The organism is Burkholderia territorii (assembly GCF_001718335.1).
Classification (GTDB): Bacteria; Pseudomonadota; Gammaproteobacteria; order Burkholderiales; family Burkholderiaceae; genus Burkholderia; species Burkholderia territorii.
Genome location: NZ_CP013365.1, coordinates 775,632 through 791,362 on the forward strand (window position 1 = coordinate 775,632; position 15,731 = coordinate 791,362).

Annotated in this window: 15 protein-coding genes; 5 read left to right on the plus strand and 10 right to left on the minus strand. The window is 68.2% G+C overall.

Features of this window, described 5'->3' with window-relative positions; translation table 11 throughout:
* Nucleotides 1-9: 9 nt before the first annotated feature.
* On the minus strand, nt 10-1,077 hold the full coding sequence (locus WS51_RS03540; RefSeq protein WP_059507188.1) for an ABC transporter substrate-binding protein: 1,068 nt from the start codon (nt 1,075-1,077) through the stop codon (nt 10-12).
* 201 nt (nt 1,078-1,278) lie between these two features.
* On the opposite strand from WS51_RS03540, the gene WS51_RS03545 reads away from it, so the two are divergent.
* Nucleotides 1,279-1,671 (plus strand): phage protein NinX family protein, encoded by a 393-nt coding sequence (locus WS51_RS03545; protein ID WP_059774269.1) that lies wholly within the window; start codon nt 1,279-1,281, stop codon nt 1,669-1,671.
* A 72-nt stretch (nt 1,672-1,743) separates the two neighbouring features.
* Here the strand turns inward: WS51_RS03545 and WS51_RS03550 are convergent, their stop codons facing one another.
* The 4 genes from WS51_RS03550 to WS51_RS32785 all read right to left on the minus strand — a co-directional run bounded on the left by WS51_RS03550 (nt 1,744) and on the right by WS51_RS32785 (nt 4,992).
* On the minus strand, nt 1,744-2,742 hold the full coding sequence (locus WS51_RS03550) for an ABC transporter substrate-binding protein (protein WP_059944058.1): 999 nt from the start codon (nt 2,740-2,742) through the stop codon (nt 1,744-1,746).
* Between the two features lie 251 nt (nt 2,743-2,993).
* The gene (locus WS51_RS03555; protein ID WP_069228603.1) at nt 2,994-4,166 is read right to left on the minus strand and encodes a LysR family transcriptional regulator; all 1,173 of its coding nucleotides are present in this window, start codon (nt 4,164-4,166) and stop codon (nt 2,994-2,996) included.
* Nucleotides 4,167-4,334: 168 nt separating this feature from the next.
* The gene (locus tag WS51_RS31915; RefSeq protein ID WP_155628196.1) at nt 4,335-4,481 is read right to left on the minus strand and encodes a hypothetical protein; all 147 of its coding nucleotides are present in this window, start codon (nt 4,479-4,481) and stop codon (nt 4,335-4,337) included.
* A gap of 298 nt (nt 4,482-4,779) precedes the next feature.
* Nucleotides 4,780-4,992: a hypothetical protein gene (locus WS51_RS32785; protein WP_155647468.1), complete on the minus strand. Its 213-nt coding sequence runs from the start codon at nt 4,990-4,992 to the stop codon at nt 4,780-4,782.
* A gap of 148 nt (nt 4,993-5,140) precedes the next feature.
* Between WS51_RS32785 and WS51_RS03565 the strand changes: the two genes are divergently transcribed.
* Nucleotides 5,141-5,698 carry a DUF3005 domain-containing protein gene (locus WS51_RS03565; protein WP_059450856.1) on the plus strand — a complete coding sequence of 186 codons (558 nt, stop codon included), beginning with the start codon at nt 5,141-5,143 and terminating at the stop codon, nt 5,696-5,698.
* Nucleotides 5,699-5,749: 51 nt separating this feature from the next.
* On the opposite strand, the gene WS51_RS03570 is transcribed toward WS51_RS03565, so the two are convergent.
* Together WS51_RS03570 and WS51_RS03575 are read right to left on the minus strand one after the other, a co-directional pair.
* Nucleotides 5,750-6,514, minus strand: a complete 765-nt coding sequence (locus WS51_RS03570; RefSeq protein ID WP_059450857.1) for a DUF4397 domain-containing protein — start codon at nt 6,512-6,514, stop codon at nt 5,750-5,752.
* Nucleotides 6,515-6,952: 438 nt separating this feature from the next.
* Nucleotides 6,953-7,225, minus strand: coding sequence for a hypothetical protein (locus WS51_RS03575; protein WP_155773563.1), 273 nt, complete (start codon nt 7,223-7,225; stop codon nt 6,953-6,955).
* Nucleotides 7,226-7,382: 157 nt separating this feature from the next.
* On the opposite strand from WS51_RS03575, the gene WS51_RS03580 reads away from it, so the two are divergent.
* The gene (locus WS51_RS03580) at nt 7,383-7,715 is read left to right on the plus strand and encodes a hypothetical protein (protein ID WP_059450859.1); all 333 of its coding nucleotides are present in this window, start codon (nt 7,383-7,385) and stop codon (nt 7,713-7,715) included.
* Between the two features lie 96 nt (nt 7,716-7,811).
* On the opposite strand, the gene mmsB is transcribed toward WS51_RS03580, so the two are convergent.
* From mmsB to WS51_RS03595, 3 genes are all read right to left on the minus strand, one after another.
* Nucleotides 7,812-8,702 carry a 3-hydroxyisobutyrate dehydrogenase gene (mmsB, locus tag WS51_RS03585; protein WP_059799175.1) on the minus strand — a complete coding sequence of 297 codons (891 nt, stop codon included), beginning with the start codon at nt 8,700-8,702 and terminating at the stop codon, nt 7,812-7,814.
* A gap of 408 nt (nt 8,703-9,110) precedes the next feature.
* Complete coding sequence (locus WS51_RS03590) at nt 9,111-10,637, minus strand: CoA-acylating methylmalonate-semialdehyde dehydrogenase (protein ID WP_059808191.1); 1,527 nt, start codon at nt 10,635-10,637, stop codon at nt 9,111-9,113.
* A 125-nt stretch (nt 10,638-10,762) separates the two neighbouring features.
* Nucleotides 10,763-12,082 carry an MFS transporter gene (locus tag WS51_RS03595; protein ID WP_059540785.1) on the minus strand — a complete coding sequence of 440 codons (1,320 nt, stop codon included), beginning with the start codon at nt 12,080-12,082 and terminating at the stop codon, nt 10,763-10,765.
* Nucleotides 12,083-12,239: 157 nt separating this feature from the next.
* On the opposite strand from WS51_RS03595, the gene WS51_RS03600 reads away from it, so the two are divergent.
* Nucleotides 12,240-13,193: a LysR family transcriptional regulator gene (locus WS51_RS03600; RefSeq protein ID WP_059869438.1), complete on the plus strand. Its 954-nt coding sequence runs from the start codon at nt 12,240-12,242 to the stop codon at nt 13,191-13,193.
* A gap of 287 nt (nt 13,194-13,480) precedes the next feature.
* On the plus strand, nt 13,481-15,730 hold the full coding sequence (locus tag WS51_RS03605) for a putative bifunctional diguanylate cyclase/phosphodiesterase (RefSeq protein WP_069228605.1): 2,250 nt from the start codon (nt 13,481-13,483) through the stop codon (nt 15,728-15,730).
* Nucleotide 15,731: the final 1 nt, after the last annotated feature.

Genomic DNA, 15,731 nt, shown 5'->3' on the forward strand with positions numbered 1-15,731 from the left:
GATTCCGGTTCAGGACAGCGGCTTGCCGGACGCGTCGTAGCGCGGCCAGTACTGTTCGAGCTTCTGCGCACGCAGCGCGTTGTCGAGATACTTCGGCTCGAACCAGCCGTCGACGTCGACGGGCTGGCGGATCAGCTTCAGTCGCAACGCATCCTGTGCGACAGCCTTGTAGCGCGCGACCAGGAACGGGTCGATCAGCGGCGACAGGCGATCCTTCAGGCGCTGGTTCGCATAGTCGGCCTGCCACGACGACACCGGCACGCCGCTCTTCGCCCACAGCCTGAACAGCGCATCGCGGTTGGCTTCGTCGGACGACCAGTGCGCGCCTTTCACGACCGCGTCGACCACGCGCTGCACGATGTCCGGATGCGCGCGTTCGAAGTCGTCGAGCACCAGCAGGTGTGTCTGGCGCGTGAACTGCGGGCCGTCGTTCTGCGATTCGTAGATGATTTTCGCGAGGCCCGCGTCGCGCAGCTTGTACAGCTGATAGTCGTTCACCGACGCGTCGATGCCCTTCGACGCCAGGGCGGCCAGCGCACTCGCGGTGTCGAGGTTGGTCACGCGCAGGTCGCGTTCGTCGAGCCCGTTCTTCGCGAGCGCGTTGTCGGCGACGAGCTGCAGGTTCGTACCCCGGAAGATCGATACGCGACGGCCCTTCAGGTCCTTGATCGACTTGATGTCGGAATCGGGCGGCACCGCGATCTTGACGCCCGAGCGGACGCTCGTGGCGAGCAGCAGATGCGTCTTGAGCCCGTTGGCGCGCGCGAGCACGGCGGGCAGGTCGCCCTGGTACGCGAAGTCGAGTGCCTTGTTGGCGATCGCTTCGTTGACGGCCGGGCCGGCGCCCTTGAAGAACAGCCACTGCACCTTGATGCCGTCGGCCGCGAATTCCTTTTCGACGAGTTGCTGCAATTGCACGGTCGCGGCGGACGAGCCGCCGAAGGTCGGCGGATCGCCGGCACCTTGCTGAGCGACGCCGATGCGGATGAGGGCGGGTTTGTCCGCGTGCGCGGCGGCGGCCGGCAGCGTGAAGACGGAGGCGATCAGCAGCGATCGCAGCAGACGCAGTGGAAGCATGGATCGATCGGAGTGGAAACGTTAGGAAAACGAAACCGGGCGCGAGCCCGTTCAGTCATTCTCGAGGACGCTCCCGGCGCGGACAAGCAACGATTTGAACTATGCTTATCGCGTTGACGCGGCGGATCAAAGACGGTGGCGAGGAAACGCGACGCGCGCGGCGGTTGCGATGTCGCGGCCCAATATGAAGCGGAGGCGGTCATGCAAGTCGAAGACCTGACAGGCGCGGCGCTGGATTACTGGGTGGCGATGGCCGAGGATTGCGATGGCCCGCGCGTCGACGCGTCGGGTTGCACGGTGGTTCGCGAGCCGGGCGGCGCGCCGGTGCCGTTTGCGCCGTCGTTGTCGTGGGTCGACGGCGGCCCGATCGTCGAGCGGCTGCCATTCGCCGCGTTCGAGCGCGACGGTGCGCGCGGTCCGTGGCGCGCCGTGCTGCATCGCGCGGTGCCGGCCGCGGGCGAGCGCTGCACGTTCAACCAGTCGGGGCCGACGCTGCTGATCGCCGCGATGCGCACGCTGGTCGCCTCGACGTTCGGCGACGACGTGCCGGATCTGGACATGACGCGGCCGCGCGGCGCGGCGCCTCCGGCATGACGAGCTCGGCATGACATCCGTCATTGGCGCCATGGTTGCAATCGCGCGAGCCCGAAGCGTCCGCTTGCCGTCCTAGCCCGCCTCAGGCGCAGCCAGATTCCGGATCGCGATCGATGCGACGTCGACCCGTTTAGGCAGGATCGCATCCGCCGCCGCGCGGTCGGCGACGCGCTGCAGCACGTCGATGTCCGCGCCGGTGACGCCGCGCTGCGCGAGCGGCGCGCGGCGGACGATGTCGGCGGCCGCATCGCTCGGCAGGCGCGTGAGCGATGCATAGACGGCTGCGTAATCGACGGGGTGCGCCAGTGCCCATTGGCCGGCGCGCGTGAGCCGCGCGAGCACGTCGGCGAGCGCAGCGCGTTTCGCGCGATCGTTCAGCGTATCGACCGGCGACGTGAGAAACGCGAGTCCCGAGTTGATGCCGCTGCCGTCGCGCACCACGCGCGCACCGCGTCGCACCACATGCCCGTAGTACGGATCGAAGGTCGCCCAGATGCCGATCTGCCTGGCCTCGAATGCGGCGAACGCATCGACGGGCAACACGAAGCGCACGTCGACGTCGCCCGGTGCGAGACCGTGTTCGCGCAGCGCGCCGTACAGCTGGTATTGGGAGATGCTGCCTCGCGCCGACGACACGACGACGGTGCGCCCCTTCAGATCGGCGACGGTACGCACCGGCGAATCGGGCTGCACGACGATGCCGAGCGACGTCGGCGAGCCGACACGCGTCGCGACGATCCGCAGCGCCGGATCGCCGAGCGCGGCCGTCAACACGGGCAGGTCGCCGGCCGGCGCGAGATCGATCGCGCCTGCGCGCTGCGCTTCGAACAGCGGCGCCGCGCCCTGGAAATTCGCCCAGCGAAACCGGTACGGTACGCCGTCGAGTACGCGCGCGGCTTCGGCCAGCGCGCGCAGGCCGCCGGCCTGGTCGCCGAGCACCAGCGTGACGTTCGACAGGTCGGGGCCGGCCGCGCGCACGGGCAGTGCGGCGGTGCCGGCCAGCGGTGCGGCGGCCAGCGCGGCCACGCGAAGCAGGGCGCGGCGGCGAGCCGGGGCGGCGGGAGAAGTCATCGGCGGTGGGTCCTCGGTGAGCCGCGCGCAGGCCGCGCGGTTGCCGGCAGATTACGGAATCGGTTTCGCGCCGGCAAACATCGAATCGCGAAATGCTTATTCGCTCGTTCGCGCAAGTGCGGCCCCCGCGGCTTTCGCGGCAGGATTCGCTGCCGCGCTGACGATGAGTGGCGCGCTCGCGCACGCGCACGCTGCCGCCGTTGTTGCATACACGTTGCTTGCGCAACCGATGCGTGACGCAAGCCGTGATTTCAGCGCGACTTCGTTGCGACGCGATGGATGCGTGCCGCACGCGCGACGTGCGGTCGCCGCGATGCGCCGCAATGCGTCACTTGCCGGCGGCGCGCGCGCCGAGTCGGTTCGGCCGGGGCATCGGCGAGCGGCGCATTCGTTCGTGCGAGCGCATCCGCGTTCGCGGCGACCGCCGCGACGGCCGGTCGTGCGGCTTCCGCTTCGAGCCAGCCGCGCGTCGCTTCGGCGATCAGTGCGCGCAGCCAGCGCACGCCCTCCACGCAAGATCCCGCTTCGTTCCACGTCATCCGGTACACGATGTCGGGCGGCTCGATCGGCAGCCCAACCGCGCCGAGCGGCAGCAGCTTCGCGTAGTGCCGCGCGAGCCGGTACGTGGTGGTCAGGATCAGATCGGAGCGCACCAGCGCATGCGCGGCGAGTTCGAAGTGCGGCAGCGTGACGACGATCCGCCGCTGCAGTCCGACGCGTTCGAGCTGCCGGTCGATCGCGCCGGATGCTTCGAGCCACGACGGCGTCGGGCACAGCTGCGGCGCCTGCGCGAATTCGGCGGGCGTCATCGCGGCGCGTCGCGCCAGTGGATGGGTCGCGCGCATCAGGCATACGACGCGATCGTCGAACAGGTCGTCCTGCCGGAACCGCGACGAGCGGGCCGGGCGGTTGTCTATTACGACGTCGAGTTCGCCGTCGGCGAGCGCACGCTCGTCGTCGAAACCGTCGCCGAGCGGATGGAACACGAGCTGCGCGTTCGGTGCGCGCTCGCGGAACAGCGCGACGAGCTTCGGCACGAACAGCACGTTCAGGTAGTCGGGGCAGCCGATCCGGTAGGTGCGCACCGACGTGCGCGCATCGAAGGTCGGCTGCTGGTTGCGGATGAAGTCGATCACACGCAGCGCGTTGCGCAGCGGCTCGATCAGCCGCGCGCCGAACTCGGTCGGAACCATCCCGTAGCGGCTGCGCACCAGCAGTGGATCGCCGAGCAGCGTGCGCAGGCGCTTGAGCGCGGCACTCGTCGCCGGCTGAGACATGTTCAGACGCACGGCCGCGCGCGACACGGTGCGCTCGGTGAGCAGCACGAGCAGGATGCGCATCAGCCGCGCGTCCAGCACGTCGAGCGCGCCTGGGGCGTCGCGCGCGTCGAGGGGAGGACCGTTCGGCTCCGGTGCGTCCCGCATGTCGCTACGCGTTTGCGCGGGCCGTCGTTCGGCGAAGGCGACCGGCCGGCCGACGATCCGCTTCGGACGCGGCGGCGCGCGCCCGCGTGGTGATCGCGTCGGTGATCGACCCGGTCGTGTTGGCGTTGATTGCCAGGATTCTCATCGAGCGCACCCCAAATGCGGCGTTCAGTGTCGAGCGCAGGCGACGCCGATGTGATCGTCCCGGCACGCGTCGTATTGCCGTTTGCGATCGGCAGTCAGCCGGTACACGTTGCCCGCGCTGGCCGCGTCGAGAAGCCGGCGGAACGGCGTCTTCGCGCTGAATGGCGGCACGCGTCGTCTCCTTCCATTTACGCGGCGCGAACCGGCGGCGCGGCCGCAGGCGTTATGTCGCGGATATGTTCGCGAGTATGGGCGGCCGCCGCAGCGATGGGAAATTAAATATTCGGCTGAACGTCATTTGAAAAATGAATGGGGAAGGATTCGCCGCGCGGCATGCGAATTGCGTATTGAAGGGCTCCATCCACATCGACATCAGCGGAGGTGTCATGCAGCGATATTCCATTCGTCACGTATCGCGGGCCGTCTTCGCCGGCATCCTGATCGCCGGTCTGGCGGCGGGGGCGGGTTGTCAGAAAAAGAGCGACACCGGCACCGGCGCGAGCTCGGACACGAGCGCCACCGGCGGCATGGCGCCGGCGCCGTCGACTGCGCCATCGGGCATGCCGGGCAGCGGCGCGGCCGGCAGTGCGGCGAGCATGCCGGGCGCGGCATCCGGGCCGACCGGCGCAAGCGGCGGCTGATTGACCACGGCGGGCGGCGTGCGCGGGCAGTTCGCCCGCATGCCGCCGTGACGGCGTTCCGGTACGTGCGTCTGCGGACGCGCGGGCCGGCGCGCTGCGCGTGAAAGATTTGCAAGGACGTTTGTAGCGATTCCCGGAGCGGCGCCGGCCGCATCATGCCGGCGCACGCGGTGGGGAACAGGAGGTGCGATGCAGAACGCGGAATCGAATCCAACCCCGGAACAGCAGCGCAAACAGATCGAGAAGAGCCCGGTGAAGACGCCGGCGGCCGGCGACATGCCGGACGCGGCGACCCAGGCTACAGAGACCGCCGAGGCCGCGAAGCGGCCGCTGACGCCTGAGGCGGTTGCTGGGAAAACGCCGACCGGCCTGCCGCCGATCGACGTCGACGCGCATGCGGTCGACAGCGGCGACCCGGTGCGTCGTGCGGCCGGCCGGATCGTCACGCTGGACAACGCCAACATGGCGATGACGGACAACACGGTCGACGTCGACGGCAAGGGCATGGAGGCGCGCACCGGCGCGACCGAGTGGCACGACAACGTGATCTATTCGAACGCGTCGCTCGACGACGCGGTCGACACGCCGGACGAAGGCCTCGGTGGCATCGAAAGCCGGCCGGGCGGCAACATGCCGCAGATCGCGACGCGGCCGGGCTGGCGCGTCCGGCATGTGGGCGACGTCGATGTCGAGCACGGCGACGGCACGCGTGCCGAGCACGTGATCCGCTTCGAGCGGATCGACTGACGTGTCGAGGGCCGCCGCGCGGACCGCCGGGCGGCGGCCCGGGGCTGGCGGTTATTGCGGGCCGAGTTCCTGCGCGGAGGTGTCCGCATCGTTGCCTTGCGCGACGAGTACGTGCACGTCGTTCGGCGTCACGTCACCGATACCGCCCGACGGGATCGTCACCAGCAGCCAGTCGGCATTGTTACCGATGTTGACCGGCGCCGTCGTCAAGATCGGCGTCTTGCTGCCGGCCGTTGTGACAATCACCTGGTAATTGCCGCCGTTCAGGTAGACCGAGTCCTGTCCGGATGCGGGCACGGCGTTCTGGTACGCGGCGCCCGCCAGCGTCGGGCTTTGCGAGTTGATGTCGGTGCCGGGAGGCACGACGTACACGTCGAGGTTCTGCGCATTCGGCGATGCGTTGAAGCTGCGCACGCGCGCCTTGTCGGACAGGAGTTTCTTGTCGAACGGATCGTCGATCACCGAGATCGCCGACGACGTGCTCGGCAACGCGATCGTGGTGTAGTGATGGCCGTTCGCCGCGCCGAAGGATTGCGACGCGACCGTCGCGGTCGTGCCGGAGACGTCGTAGCTCGCCGTCTGCGTGCCGGAATCGATGTCGTGATAGCGGGTCACGCCCTTGTACGCGACACCCGACGCATCGACCTTCGCATTCAGGTAGTAGTCGAGATTCGGGCCGGCCGGCACCGCGTTGATGAAGCGCGCCTGCGGTTTCGAGATGCCGAGTTCGGTGCCGACGTCGTTGCCGTCTCCGCCGCAGGCCGCGAGCACGGAAATGACCGAGCACAGGGCCGCTATCGTTCGAATGGATTTCATTGTCGTCCTCTCGTTCAGGGAACCTGATTGCGATGCGGTGTCGCCGCGCGACGGATCGCACGGTACGCAGCGCCGGATTGAAGGAAGAAATTGCCGTCCGCCGGGGCGGCGGGCGCATGGATGACGCAAGCGACGTGCCCGCATGGCGAATTCGGCGCGGGCGTCCGTATGGCGGAGGTGTGAACAGGCGCCGCAGTTGCGTGCGGCGTCCGATCGTGTGCGTCGAGACGGCGCGCTTGTAAAAAAGGCGGCGCAGCGATGAAGAGAGCGACACGCGCAGCAAACCGTTTCAAACGCGGTGCGTTGTGCGTTGCTCCCGATTCGCGAGGACGGGGCAGACGTTCTGCGCGCATATCGTTGCGTGCGCATCGATATGAAGGTGGCCGTTCAATCGCGCGCGGCGTGCATCGCGGTACAACGCACGGTGCGTGGTGTGAATCAGCGGTTCAGCAGTTTCGCCAGATACGCGAGCGCACGAGGGATCGGCATGCACGCGACGAAGCCATGCGGGCCCGCGCATATCGCATCGAGCGTGTCGCGCAGCCAGCCGATGAAGCAAGCGCAGTTAAAGCCGCCGACGTCACCGATCGCGCATGCGAACGCGATTCCGCCGGCTGCGGTCGAGCCCGTCAGGAACGTCGGCGCCAACCCGCGAGTCGACTGGCATCGCTGCGGCCGTGCGCCCGTATTGACCGATGAGAACGGGCGCATGGTCGCGTTTTCGGGCCGCACATCTTGCCCCGATGCAGCGATCGTTTAACCATTCGAAACAATGTGTTCAGCGAAAAGGGCATGATCTCCGGCGATTCAGCAGGCATACTGTCGCCTATGTTGCTCAATGCCGTCGAATCGACGCGCGCTTGCCCCCATGTCCATCCCTGTACCTTTTCGATCCCTGCGAGGGTTGACCATCGCGGCCGCTGCATGCTTGCTCGCCGCGTGTTCGACCGCTTCCGACGTGACCGCGACGTCGAACCCGAACGTCTTCACCGTGACGACACGCACGCTCGGCGTGTCGACGACATGGGCCGACGCCCATGAAAAAGCGGTCAACGAAGCGACCAACTACTGCACGCAGCGCGGCATGCGCGCGAGCCTGAAGCAGGAGTCGGTGACCGGCGGCAGCCGCGTCGACGCGCGCTCGGAACTCGCGTTCGAGTGCCATCCGACCTTCGAGACGGCGTCGAACCCGCGCGGATAAGCGCCGCGCCGCCAGCTCCCCGCGCTGTTACGGAAGTGAATCGACCCGCGATGCCGTTGACGGGCATCGCGGGTCGGCGCACGTCCGTGGGCCGCGTTACGCGGGCTGCGCTTCGTACAGCTTCACGCACGCGGAGAAGTCGAGCGTCCCGAGCCCCTGCTGACTCATCGACTGATAAAGCTGCTGCGCGAGCGCGCCCATCCACACCGGCTGCCGTGCGCCACGCGCGGCTTCGGTCGCGAGCCCGAGATCCTTCAGCATCAGGTTCGCCGCGAAGCCGCCTGAATAGCCGCGCGCGGCGGGCGCCGCGTCATTCACGCCCGGGTACGGGTTATACGTGTCCGAGCTCCAGCAGCGGCCGGTCGACGTGTTGATGATGCCGGCCAGCACGGCCGGATCGATGCCGAGCGCGGCGCCGAGCGCCATTGCTTCGGATACGCCCATCATCGAGATCCCGAGCAGCAGGTTGTTGCAGATCTTCGCGATTTGCCCGGTGCCCGTGCCGCCGCAGTGCACGACGTTCTTGCCCATGTCGAGCAATACCGGGCGGATGCGCTCGAACAGCGCGCGTTCCGCGCCGACCATGAAGGTCAGCGTGCCGGCCTGCGCGCCGCCGGTGCCGCCGGACACCGGCGCATCGGCGAGCGGGAAGTCGCGCTGCGCGGCGGCGTCGGCGACCGCGCGGGCGGTGCCCGGGTCGATCGTGCTGCAGTCGACGAACGTCGCGCCGGCGCGCGCGCCGGCCAGTACGCCGTCGTCGCCGAGATAAACCTCGCGCACGTGCTGCGCGGCCGGCAGCATCGTGATCACCAGCGATGCGCGAGCAGCCGCGTTGCGCGGCGATGCAGCGGCCGTCGCGCCGGCGTGCACGGCGGTGTCGACTGCGTTCTTGTCGAGGTCGAACACCGTCAATGCGTGGCCGGCCTTGAGCAGGTTGGCGGCCATGGGGCCGCCCATGTTGCCGAGTCCGATGAATGCAATTTCCATGTACAGGTTCCTTTGTCGACCGGACTTGGCGCTTTAGCGCTTAGTCCGGTCCCATGCTTCGCGGTCGACCGGACTTGGCGCTTCAGCGCTTGGTCCGGTTCCATGCTTCGCGGTCGACTGGACTTGGCGCTTTAGCGCTTAGTCCGGTCCCATGCTTCGCGGTCGACCGGACTTGGCGCTTCAGCACTTGGTCCGGTCCCATGCTTCGCGGTCGACCGGACTTGGCGCTTCAGCGCTTGGTCCGGCTCCATGCTTCGCGGTCGACCGGACTTGGCGCTTCAGCACTTGGTCCGGTCCCATGCTTCGCGATCTCCCGGCCCCGGTGCTTCAGCACTTTGCCCGATCCCATGCTTCGCAGTCGCCCGGCCCCCAGCCCTCCAACACTCGGCCCGGCGCCATCCGTCGCACTCAGCGCAGCGCGATCGTCGTATTCACGCCGCCGGCCGTCGCGTCGTCGTCGAACCAGCGCGCGGTGACCGTCTTCGTCTGCGTGTAGAACTGCACGACCTGCTTGCCGTACGGGCCGAGATCGCCGAGCTTGGAGCCGCGCGAGCCGGTGAAGCTGAAGTAGGGCACCGGCACCGGAATCGGGATGTTGATGCCGACCTGGCCGACGTCGATCTCGCTCTGGAACTTGCGCGCGGCCGCGCCGCTCTGCGTGAAGAGGCCCACGCCATTGCCCATCGGGTTGCGATTCACGAGTGCGATCGCTTCGTCGAGCGTATCGACTTCCATCACGACCACCACCGGCCCGAAGATTTCTTCCGTGTAGATCGACATGTCCGTCGTCACCCCGGAGAAGATCGTCGGGCCGACGAAGTTGCCGTGCTCGTAGCCGGGCACCTTCACGTCGCGGCCGTCGAGCAGCAGCGTCGCGCCTTCCTTCACGCCCGCGTCGATCAGCGACAGGATGCGCGCCTTCGCCGCCTTCGACACGACCGGGCCGACGTCCGTGCCGGCTTCGGCGCCGGCGTTGACCTTCAGCGCCTTCGCCTTCTCGACCAGATCGGGCAGCCAGTCGCGCGCGTTGCCGACCAGCACGACGACCGACGTCGCCATGCAGCGCTGGCCGGCCGCGCCGAAGCCCGCGCCGACCAGCGCGTTGATCGACTGCTCGCGATGCGCATCGGGCAGCACGACCGCGTGGTTCTTCGCGCCCATCATCGACTGCACGCGCTTGCCGTGCTGGCTGCCGAGGTTGTACACGTGCGTGCCGACGCGCGTCGAGCCGACGAACGAGATCGCCTTGATGTCCGGATGCGTGCAGAGGCGGTCGACCACGGTCTTGCCGCCGTGCACGACGTTCAGCACGCCTTGCGGCACGCCGGCTTCGATCGCGAGCTCGACGAGCTGCATCGTCGACAGCGGATCCTGTTCGGACGGCTTCAGCACGAACGTGTTGCCGCACACGATCGCCATCGGGAACATCCACAGCGGGATCATGCCGGGGAAGTTGAACGGCGTGATGCCCGCGCACACACCGATCGGCTGGCGCAGCGTGTACGTGTCGACGCCGCCCGCGACGTTCTCCGCGAACTCGCCTTGCTGCAGCGTGCCGATCGAGCACGCGTGCTCGACCACTTCGAGGCCGCGGAAGATGTCGCCTTGCGCATCGGGCAGCGTCTTGCCCTGCTCGGCCGTCAGCGTGTGTGCGATCCGTTCGAGATTGCGGCGCACCAGATCCTGGAACTTCAGCATGATGCGCAGCCGCGTGCCGATCGGCGTCGTCTTCCAGGTCTGGAACGCGCGCTGCGCGGACGCGATCGCGGCATCGACCTCGTCGAGTGTCGCGTACGGCACGCGGCCGATCACTTCCTGCGTCGCGGGGTTGACGATGTCGCCCCATTCGGTGCTTTGCGACTCGACGAACGCGCCGTCGATCAGCAGCTTGGCGGTGGGCAGGGCGAGGGTGGTCTGGGGAACTGCGGCGTTCATGGAAATCTCCGGGAAACGGTGATGCGAGGAAAAAGGGTGGCCTGCGTCCGTCGCGCGTCGGGCGACGGCGGACGGCAGGTCGAATGGAAAACGGGTAAAGGCGGGCCGGCGTGCGGCCGATGCGCTCAGGTCCGTGCCGGACGCATCAGCGCGGTGCACACGAGCGCGAACACGCCGAAGCCGACGAGATACGCGACCACGTAGTGCGGCTGGCCGCCGCCGGCCTTGAGCAGCGACGTCGCGATCATCGGCGCGAAGCCGCCGCCGATCACGCCGGCGAGCTGCACCGACAGCGAGATGCCGCTGTAGCGGATTTCCGCCGGGAACTGCTGCGCGAACAGCAGCGACTCGGGCGCATAGAGAATCGGGAACACGACGCCGAGGCCGAGCACGATCGCCCACCATGCGTAAGACGTCTGCTGCGTGCCGAGCATCATGAAGAACGGCGCCGCGAACGCGCACATCAGCACGAGGCCGATCGCGAACATCCGGCGCTGGCCGATGCGGTCACTGAGATGCCCGCACAGCGGCATCGTGACCAGCGACAGCGCCGCGCCGGCCGTGATCGCGTGCAGCATCTCGGCCTTCGGCAAGTGCAGCTGCTGCGTCGCATACGCAAGCGCGAACGTGACGACCATGTAGAACCATGTGTTCTCCGCGGCGCGTGCGCCGACGATCGTCAGCACCTCGCGCGGATGGCGGCGCAGCGCGGCCGTCACCGGCGACTTCTCGGCCTTGCCCAGGCGCTGCACCTTCTCGAAGTCCGGCGATTCCGGCACCTTCGCGCGAATGAACCAGCCGAGGCCGACGAGCGCGATGCTCGCGAGGAACGGCACGCGCCAGGCCCAGGACAGCATGTCGGCTTCCGGCAGCGCGGCCACCGCCGCCATCGCGACCGACGACAGGATCAGCCCGAGCCCGACACCCGTCTGCGGCAGGCTGCCGAACAGCCCCTTGCGGCCCTTCGGCGCGTGTTCGACCGCCATCAGCACCGCGCCGCCCCATTCGCCGCCGACCGCCATCCCCTGCAGGAAGCGCATCGCGATCAACAGCGCGGCGGCCCAGTAGCCGATGCGCTCGTACGACGGGATCAACCCGATGATCATGCTCGGCACGCCCATCAGCAGCAGCGTGATCATCAGCATCGACTTGCGGCCGATGCGGTCGCCGAAATGGCCGAACACGATGCCGCCCATCGGCCGCCCGATGAAGCCGACCGCGAACGTGCCGAACGCGGCGAGCGTGCCGACGACGGGGTCGAGCGACGGAAAGAAGATGCGGTTGAACACGAGCGCGGCGGCGGTGCCGTAGAGGAAGAAGTCGTACCACTCGATCGTGGTGCCGGCCATGCTGGCCCAGCCGGCCAGCAGGTAGTGCCTCGCGGTGCGGGCGGGCGCCGGCGTCGCGATGGCTGCATGCTCATCGAGGGTGGATCGCGTCTGCATGGTGTCTCCATATTTGTTGCCCGCGGCTCATGGTCCGCAGGTCACGGTCGAGTATAGTTATGCGCGGATCCACGATGTACCGACAAGAAAACCGGTTGGATGTGCATTTATGCATATCGACGGCCGGCCCGGAGACTCCTGCCCCTTTTTCCCGTCGATGCGACACGCCACCGAGCCGGTTTCCGGCAACCTGAACTGGGACGACCTGCGCTTCTTTCTCGAAGTCGCCCGCACGCAGCGCGCGAGCGGGGCGGCGAAGCGCCTGGGGGTCGACTACACGACCGTCGCGCGGCGCATTCGCGCGCTGGAGACCGCGATGGGCACGCTGCTGTTCGACAAGTCGCGCTCCGGCGGTTTCACGCTGACGGCCGAGGGGCAGCGGCTCGTCGCGTATGCGGACGCGATGGAGACGACCGTGCAGTCCGCGTGCGACCAGGTCGCGAATACCGGCGAGGCGCTGTCGGGCCACGTGCGGATCGGGTCGACGGAAGGGTTCGGCTGCTTTTTCCTTGCGCCGCAGCTTGCGCGGTTTCGCGTCGCGCATCCGCACGTGACGGTCGATCTGCTGCCGGTCCCGCATTTCGTCAACCTGCCGAAGCGCGAGGCCGATCTGGCGATCACGCTCGAGCGGCCCGAACGCGGGCCTTACGTGGCCACGAAGCTGTGCGACTACCAGTTGCGGCTCTATGCGACGCGCGACTATATGGCGAACCACGCGCCGATCACCTGCACGGACGATCTCGCGCGGCATGCGTTCATCAGCTACGTCGACGACCTCGCGTTCAGCAGCGAGCTGCTGTACCTCGAGCGCGCGGTGCCGGGCGCGGCCGCCGGCTTGCGCACGACGAGCGTGATCGCGCAGGTGTTCGCCGCGCTGCAGGGCGGCGCGCTCGCGATCCTGCCGTGCTTCATGGCCGCCACGCAGCCGGCGCTGGTGCCGGTGCTGGCGGACGACGTGGTGGTCACGCGCTGCTTCTGGCTGACTTGTCGCGAGGATCTGCGCAAGCTGCGCCGCGTGACGGCGCTGTGGGATTACCTGCGCGCGGCGGCGGACGCGAATCGTGCATTGCTGATGGGGGAGTCGGAGCAATTGCGATTCGTCGGGGAGTGAGCGCGGCGGGGCGTCGCGGGCGAGCCGTCAGAGGAGGACGCGCGGCCGTGCGCCGCAATCATCGGATGAATCGGTCACGGCGGCGGGCCGCCGCGACCGCGCGTAAGCCCTGATGCGCGCGGACGCGCAGCCCGGCACGGATTGGTATTAAATGTATTGTGGTGCGCGTCAGGGGCGCGCCCGAATGGGGACGCACCGGCGCACGCCGACCGGCTGCGGAAACGGCACGAAGCATCACCAACGAATCGGGCGCATCAGACCCGGTCGAACTGACGGCAGGATTCGTCTTGAATACTGAACCGCAAAGTTCTCGCTACAGCCTCGGCCTCGCGGCGGAAGTGCTCGCGTCCGAGCAGAGCGTGCTGAGGCTGATCACGCGCAACACACCTTTGCCGGAACTGCTCGTCGAGGTATGCCGGCGCGCCGAGGCGCTGCTCGGCGACGGCGCGTCGTGCACGATCCTGCTGCTCGATGCGGATGGCGTGCACGTACACGTCGGCGCCGCGCCGTCGCTTCCCGCGCAGTACAGCGCGGCGATCGACGGCGCATCGATCGGGCCTGCCGCGGGCTCGTGCGGCACGGCGATGTACGAGCGGCGGATGATCGCCGTCGAGGACATCGAAACCGATCCGCTGTGGGCCGAGTTCCGATCGTTCGCGTTGCCGTTCGGCCTGCGCGCGTGCTGGTCGGTGCCGTTCATGGACGACACGGGCACCGTGCTCGGCGCGTTCGCCGTCTATCATCGCGCGCCGCGGCGCCCCACGGACGCGGAAACCGACCTGCTGCGCGATATCGGCAACAGCGTCGGCCTCGCGGTGCATCAGGACTCGATCGCGCGACAGCTCGCGCGCAGCGAGGAACATCACCGCCTGGTCGTCAACAGCCTGAACGAAGGGATTGTCGTCGTGTCGCCCGATGGCGTGGTGGTTGCGAGCAATCCGAGCGCGAACCGGATGATGCGCGTGAAGGGCGACCTCGTCGGCCGCCGGCTGTCGACCGTGATCCTGTACAAGCTGTACGAGGACGGCACGCCGATCGCGCCCGACGAATGGCCGAGCCGGCGTGCGCTCACGATGGCGATGCCGCAGCTTGACTACTCGGTCGGCTTCGGGCTCGCCGACGGTGACGTCATCTGGGTTCGCGGCAACGCGGTGCCGATCGTGAAGCCGGGCGAAACGCGGCCTGAATCGGTACTCATGTCGTTTCACGACATCGGCCCCGTGCGCGAAGCGCAGCAACAGCTGCGCTATCTGGCGACACGCGACGCGCTCACGGGCCTGTACAACCGGCGCTGGCTCGCCGACCGGATGCGCGAGCTGTTCGGCGCGCGCGATGCGGCGGCGGGGCCTGCGCGTGTCGCGATCCTGTTCATCGATCTCGTCGGCTTCAAGAAGGTCAACGACACGGCCGGCCATGACGCCGGCGACGCGCTGCTGCGCAGCGTCGCGGCGCGCCTCGCGGCGTGCGCGGGCGGGCGCCACGCGCTCACGCGTGTCGGCGGCGACGAGTTCGTGATCCTCGTCGACGACTGCGACGCCCCCGACGAACTCGCCGTGCTCGCACGCGAGGTGATCGATACGATCGCGAAGCCGTTCGCGATCGCGAACAACGAGTACTGGCTCGGCGTGTCGATCGGGATCAGCGTCGCACCGCGCGACGGCGACGATGCGACCACGCTGATGCGCAACGCCGATTCCGCGATGTACGACGCGAAGCAGCGCGGCCGCAACCACTTCACGTTCTTCACCGCGCAGTTGAGCCTGCGCCTGCAGCGCCGCTTCGCGATCGAGCAGTCGCTGCGGCGCGCGATCGCGTCGGATGCGCTGCGGCTCGCCTACCAGCCGGTGGTCGACGCGCGCAGCGGCCGCACGGTCGGCGCGGAAGCGCTGCTGCGCTGGACGAGCCCCGAGCTCGGGCCGATGTCGCCGGCGGAATTCATCCCGGTCGCCGAAGATACCGGGCTCATCGTCGCGATCGGCCAGTGGGTGCTCGAGACGGCCTGCCGGCAGGCCGCCGAATGGCGCCGCACGATCGCCCCCGACCTGATGGTGGCGGTCAACCTGTCGCCGCGGCAGTTCCACGAAGGGCTCGTCGAGTCGGTCGACCGCTGCCTCGAGCAGACGCGGCTCGATCCCGGAGCACTCGAGCTGGAGATTACCGAAGGACTGCTGATGAACGATACGGACACCGTGCTGCCGATGCTCGAGGCGCTCACGGACATGAACGTGCGGATCTCGGTCGACGACTTCGGCACCGGTTATTCGTCGCTCGCATACCTGAAGCGTTTTCCGCTGCACAACCTGAAGGTCGACCGTTCGTTCGTGTCGGGCGTGCCCGATCATCGCGACTCGGTCGCGATCACGCAGGCCGTCGTCGCGATGGCGCATTCGCTCGGGATGAAAGTCACCGCGGAAGGTGTCGAAACCCAGGCGCAGTCGTGGTTCCTGCAGCAGATCGGCTGCGACATGCAGCAGGGCTACCTGTTCGGCCGGCCGCTCGATCCCGTCGACTACGCGCGCCGGCTCGTCGCCGTCTAGG

What these genes read in the sequence shown, in the direction of transcription:
- WS51_RS03540 (WP_059507188.1), bottom strand. Translation starts at nt 1,077, where the DNA reads ATGCTTCCACTGCGTCTGCTGCGATCGCTGCTGATCGCCTCCGTCTTC.
- WS51_RS03545 (WP_059774269.1), top strand. Translation starts at nt 1,279, where the DNA reads ATGCAAGTCGAAGACCTGACAGGCGCGGCGCTGGATTACTGGGTGGCG.
- WS51_RS03550 (WP_059944058.1), bottom strand. Translation starts at nt 2,742, where the DNA reads ATGACTTCTCCCGCCGCCCCGGCTCGCCGCCGCGCCCTGCTTCGCGTG.
- WS51_RS03555 (WP_069228603.1), bottom strand. Translation starts at nt 4,166, where the DNA reads ATGCGGGACGCACCGGAGCCGAACGGTCCTCCCCTCGACGCGCGCGAC.
- WS51_RS32785 (WP_155647468.1), bottom strand. Translation starts at nt 4,992, where the DNA reads ATGCGGGCGAACTGCCCGCGCACGCCGCCCGCCGTGGTCAATCAGCCG.
- WS51_RS03565 (WP_059450856.1), top strand. Translation starts at nt 5,141, where the DNA reads ATGCAGAACGCGGAATCGAATCCAACCCCGGAACAGCAGCGCAAACAG.
- WS51_RS03570 (WP_059450857.1), bottom strand. Translation starts at nt 6,514, where the DNA reads ATGAAATCCATTCGAACGATAGCGGCCCTGTGCTCGGTCATTTCCGTG.
- WS51_RS03575 (WP_155773563.1), bottom strand. Translation starts at nt 7,225, where the DNA reads ATGCGCCCGTTCTCATCGGTCAATACGGGCGCACGGCCGCAGCGATGC.
- WS51_RS03580 (WP_059450859.1), top strand. Translation starts at nt 7,383, where the DNA reads ATGTCCATCCCTGTACCTTTTCGATCCCTGCGAGGGTTGACCATCGCG.
- mmsB (WP_059799175.1), bottom strand. Translation starts at nt 8,702, where the DNA reads ATGGAAATTGCATTCATCGGACTCGGCAACATGGGCGGCCCCATGGCC.
- WS51_RS03590 (WP_059808191.1), bottom strand. Translation starts at nt 10,637, where the DNA reads ATGAACGCCGCAGTTCCCCAGACCACCCTCGCCCTGCCCACCGCCAAG.
- WS51_RS03595 (WP_059540785.1), bottom strand. Translation starts at nt 12,082, where the DNA reads ATGCAGACGCGATCCACCCTCGATGAGCATGCAGCCATCGCGACGCCG.
- WS51_RS03600 (WP_059869438.1), top strand. Translation starts at nt 12,240, where the DNA reads ATGCGACACGCCACCGAGCCGGTTTCCGGCAACCTGAACTGGGACGAC.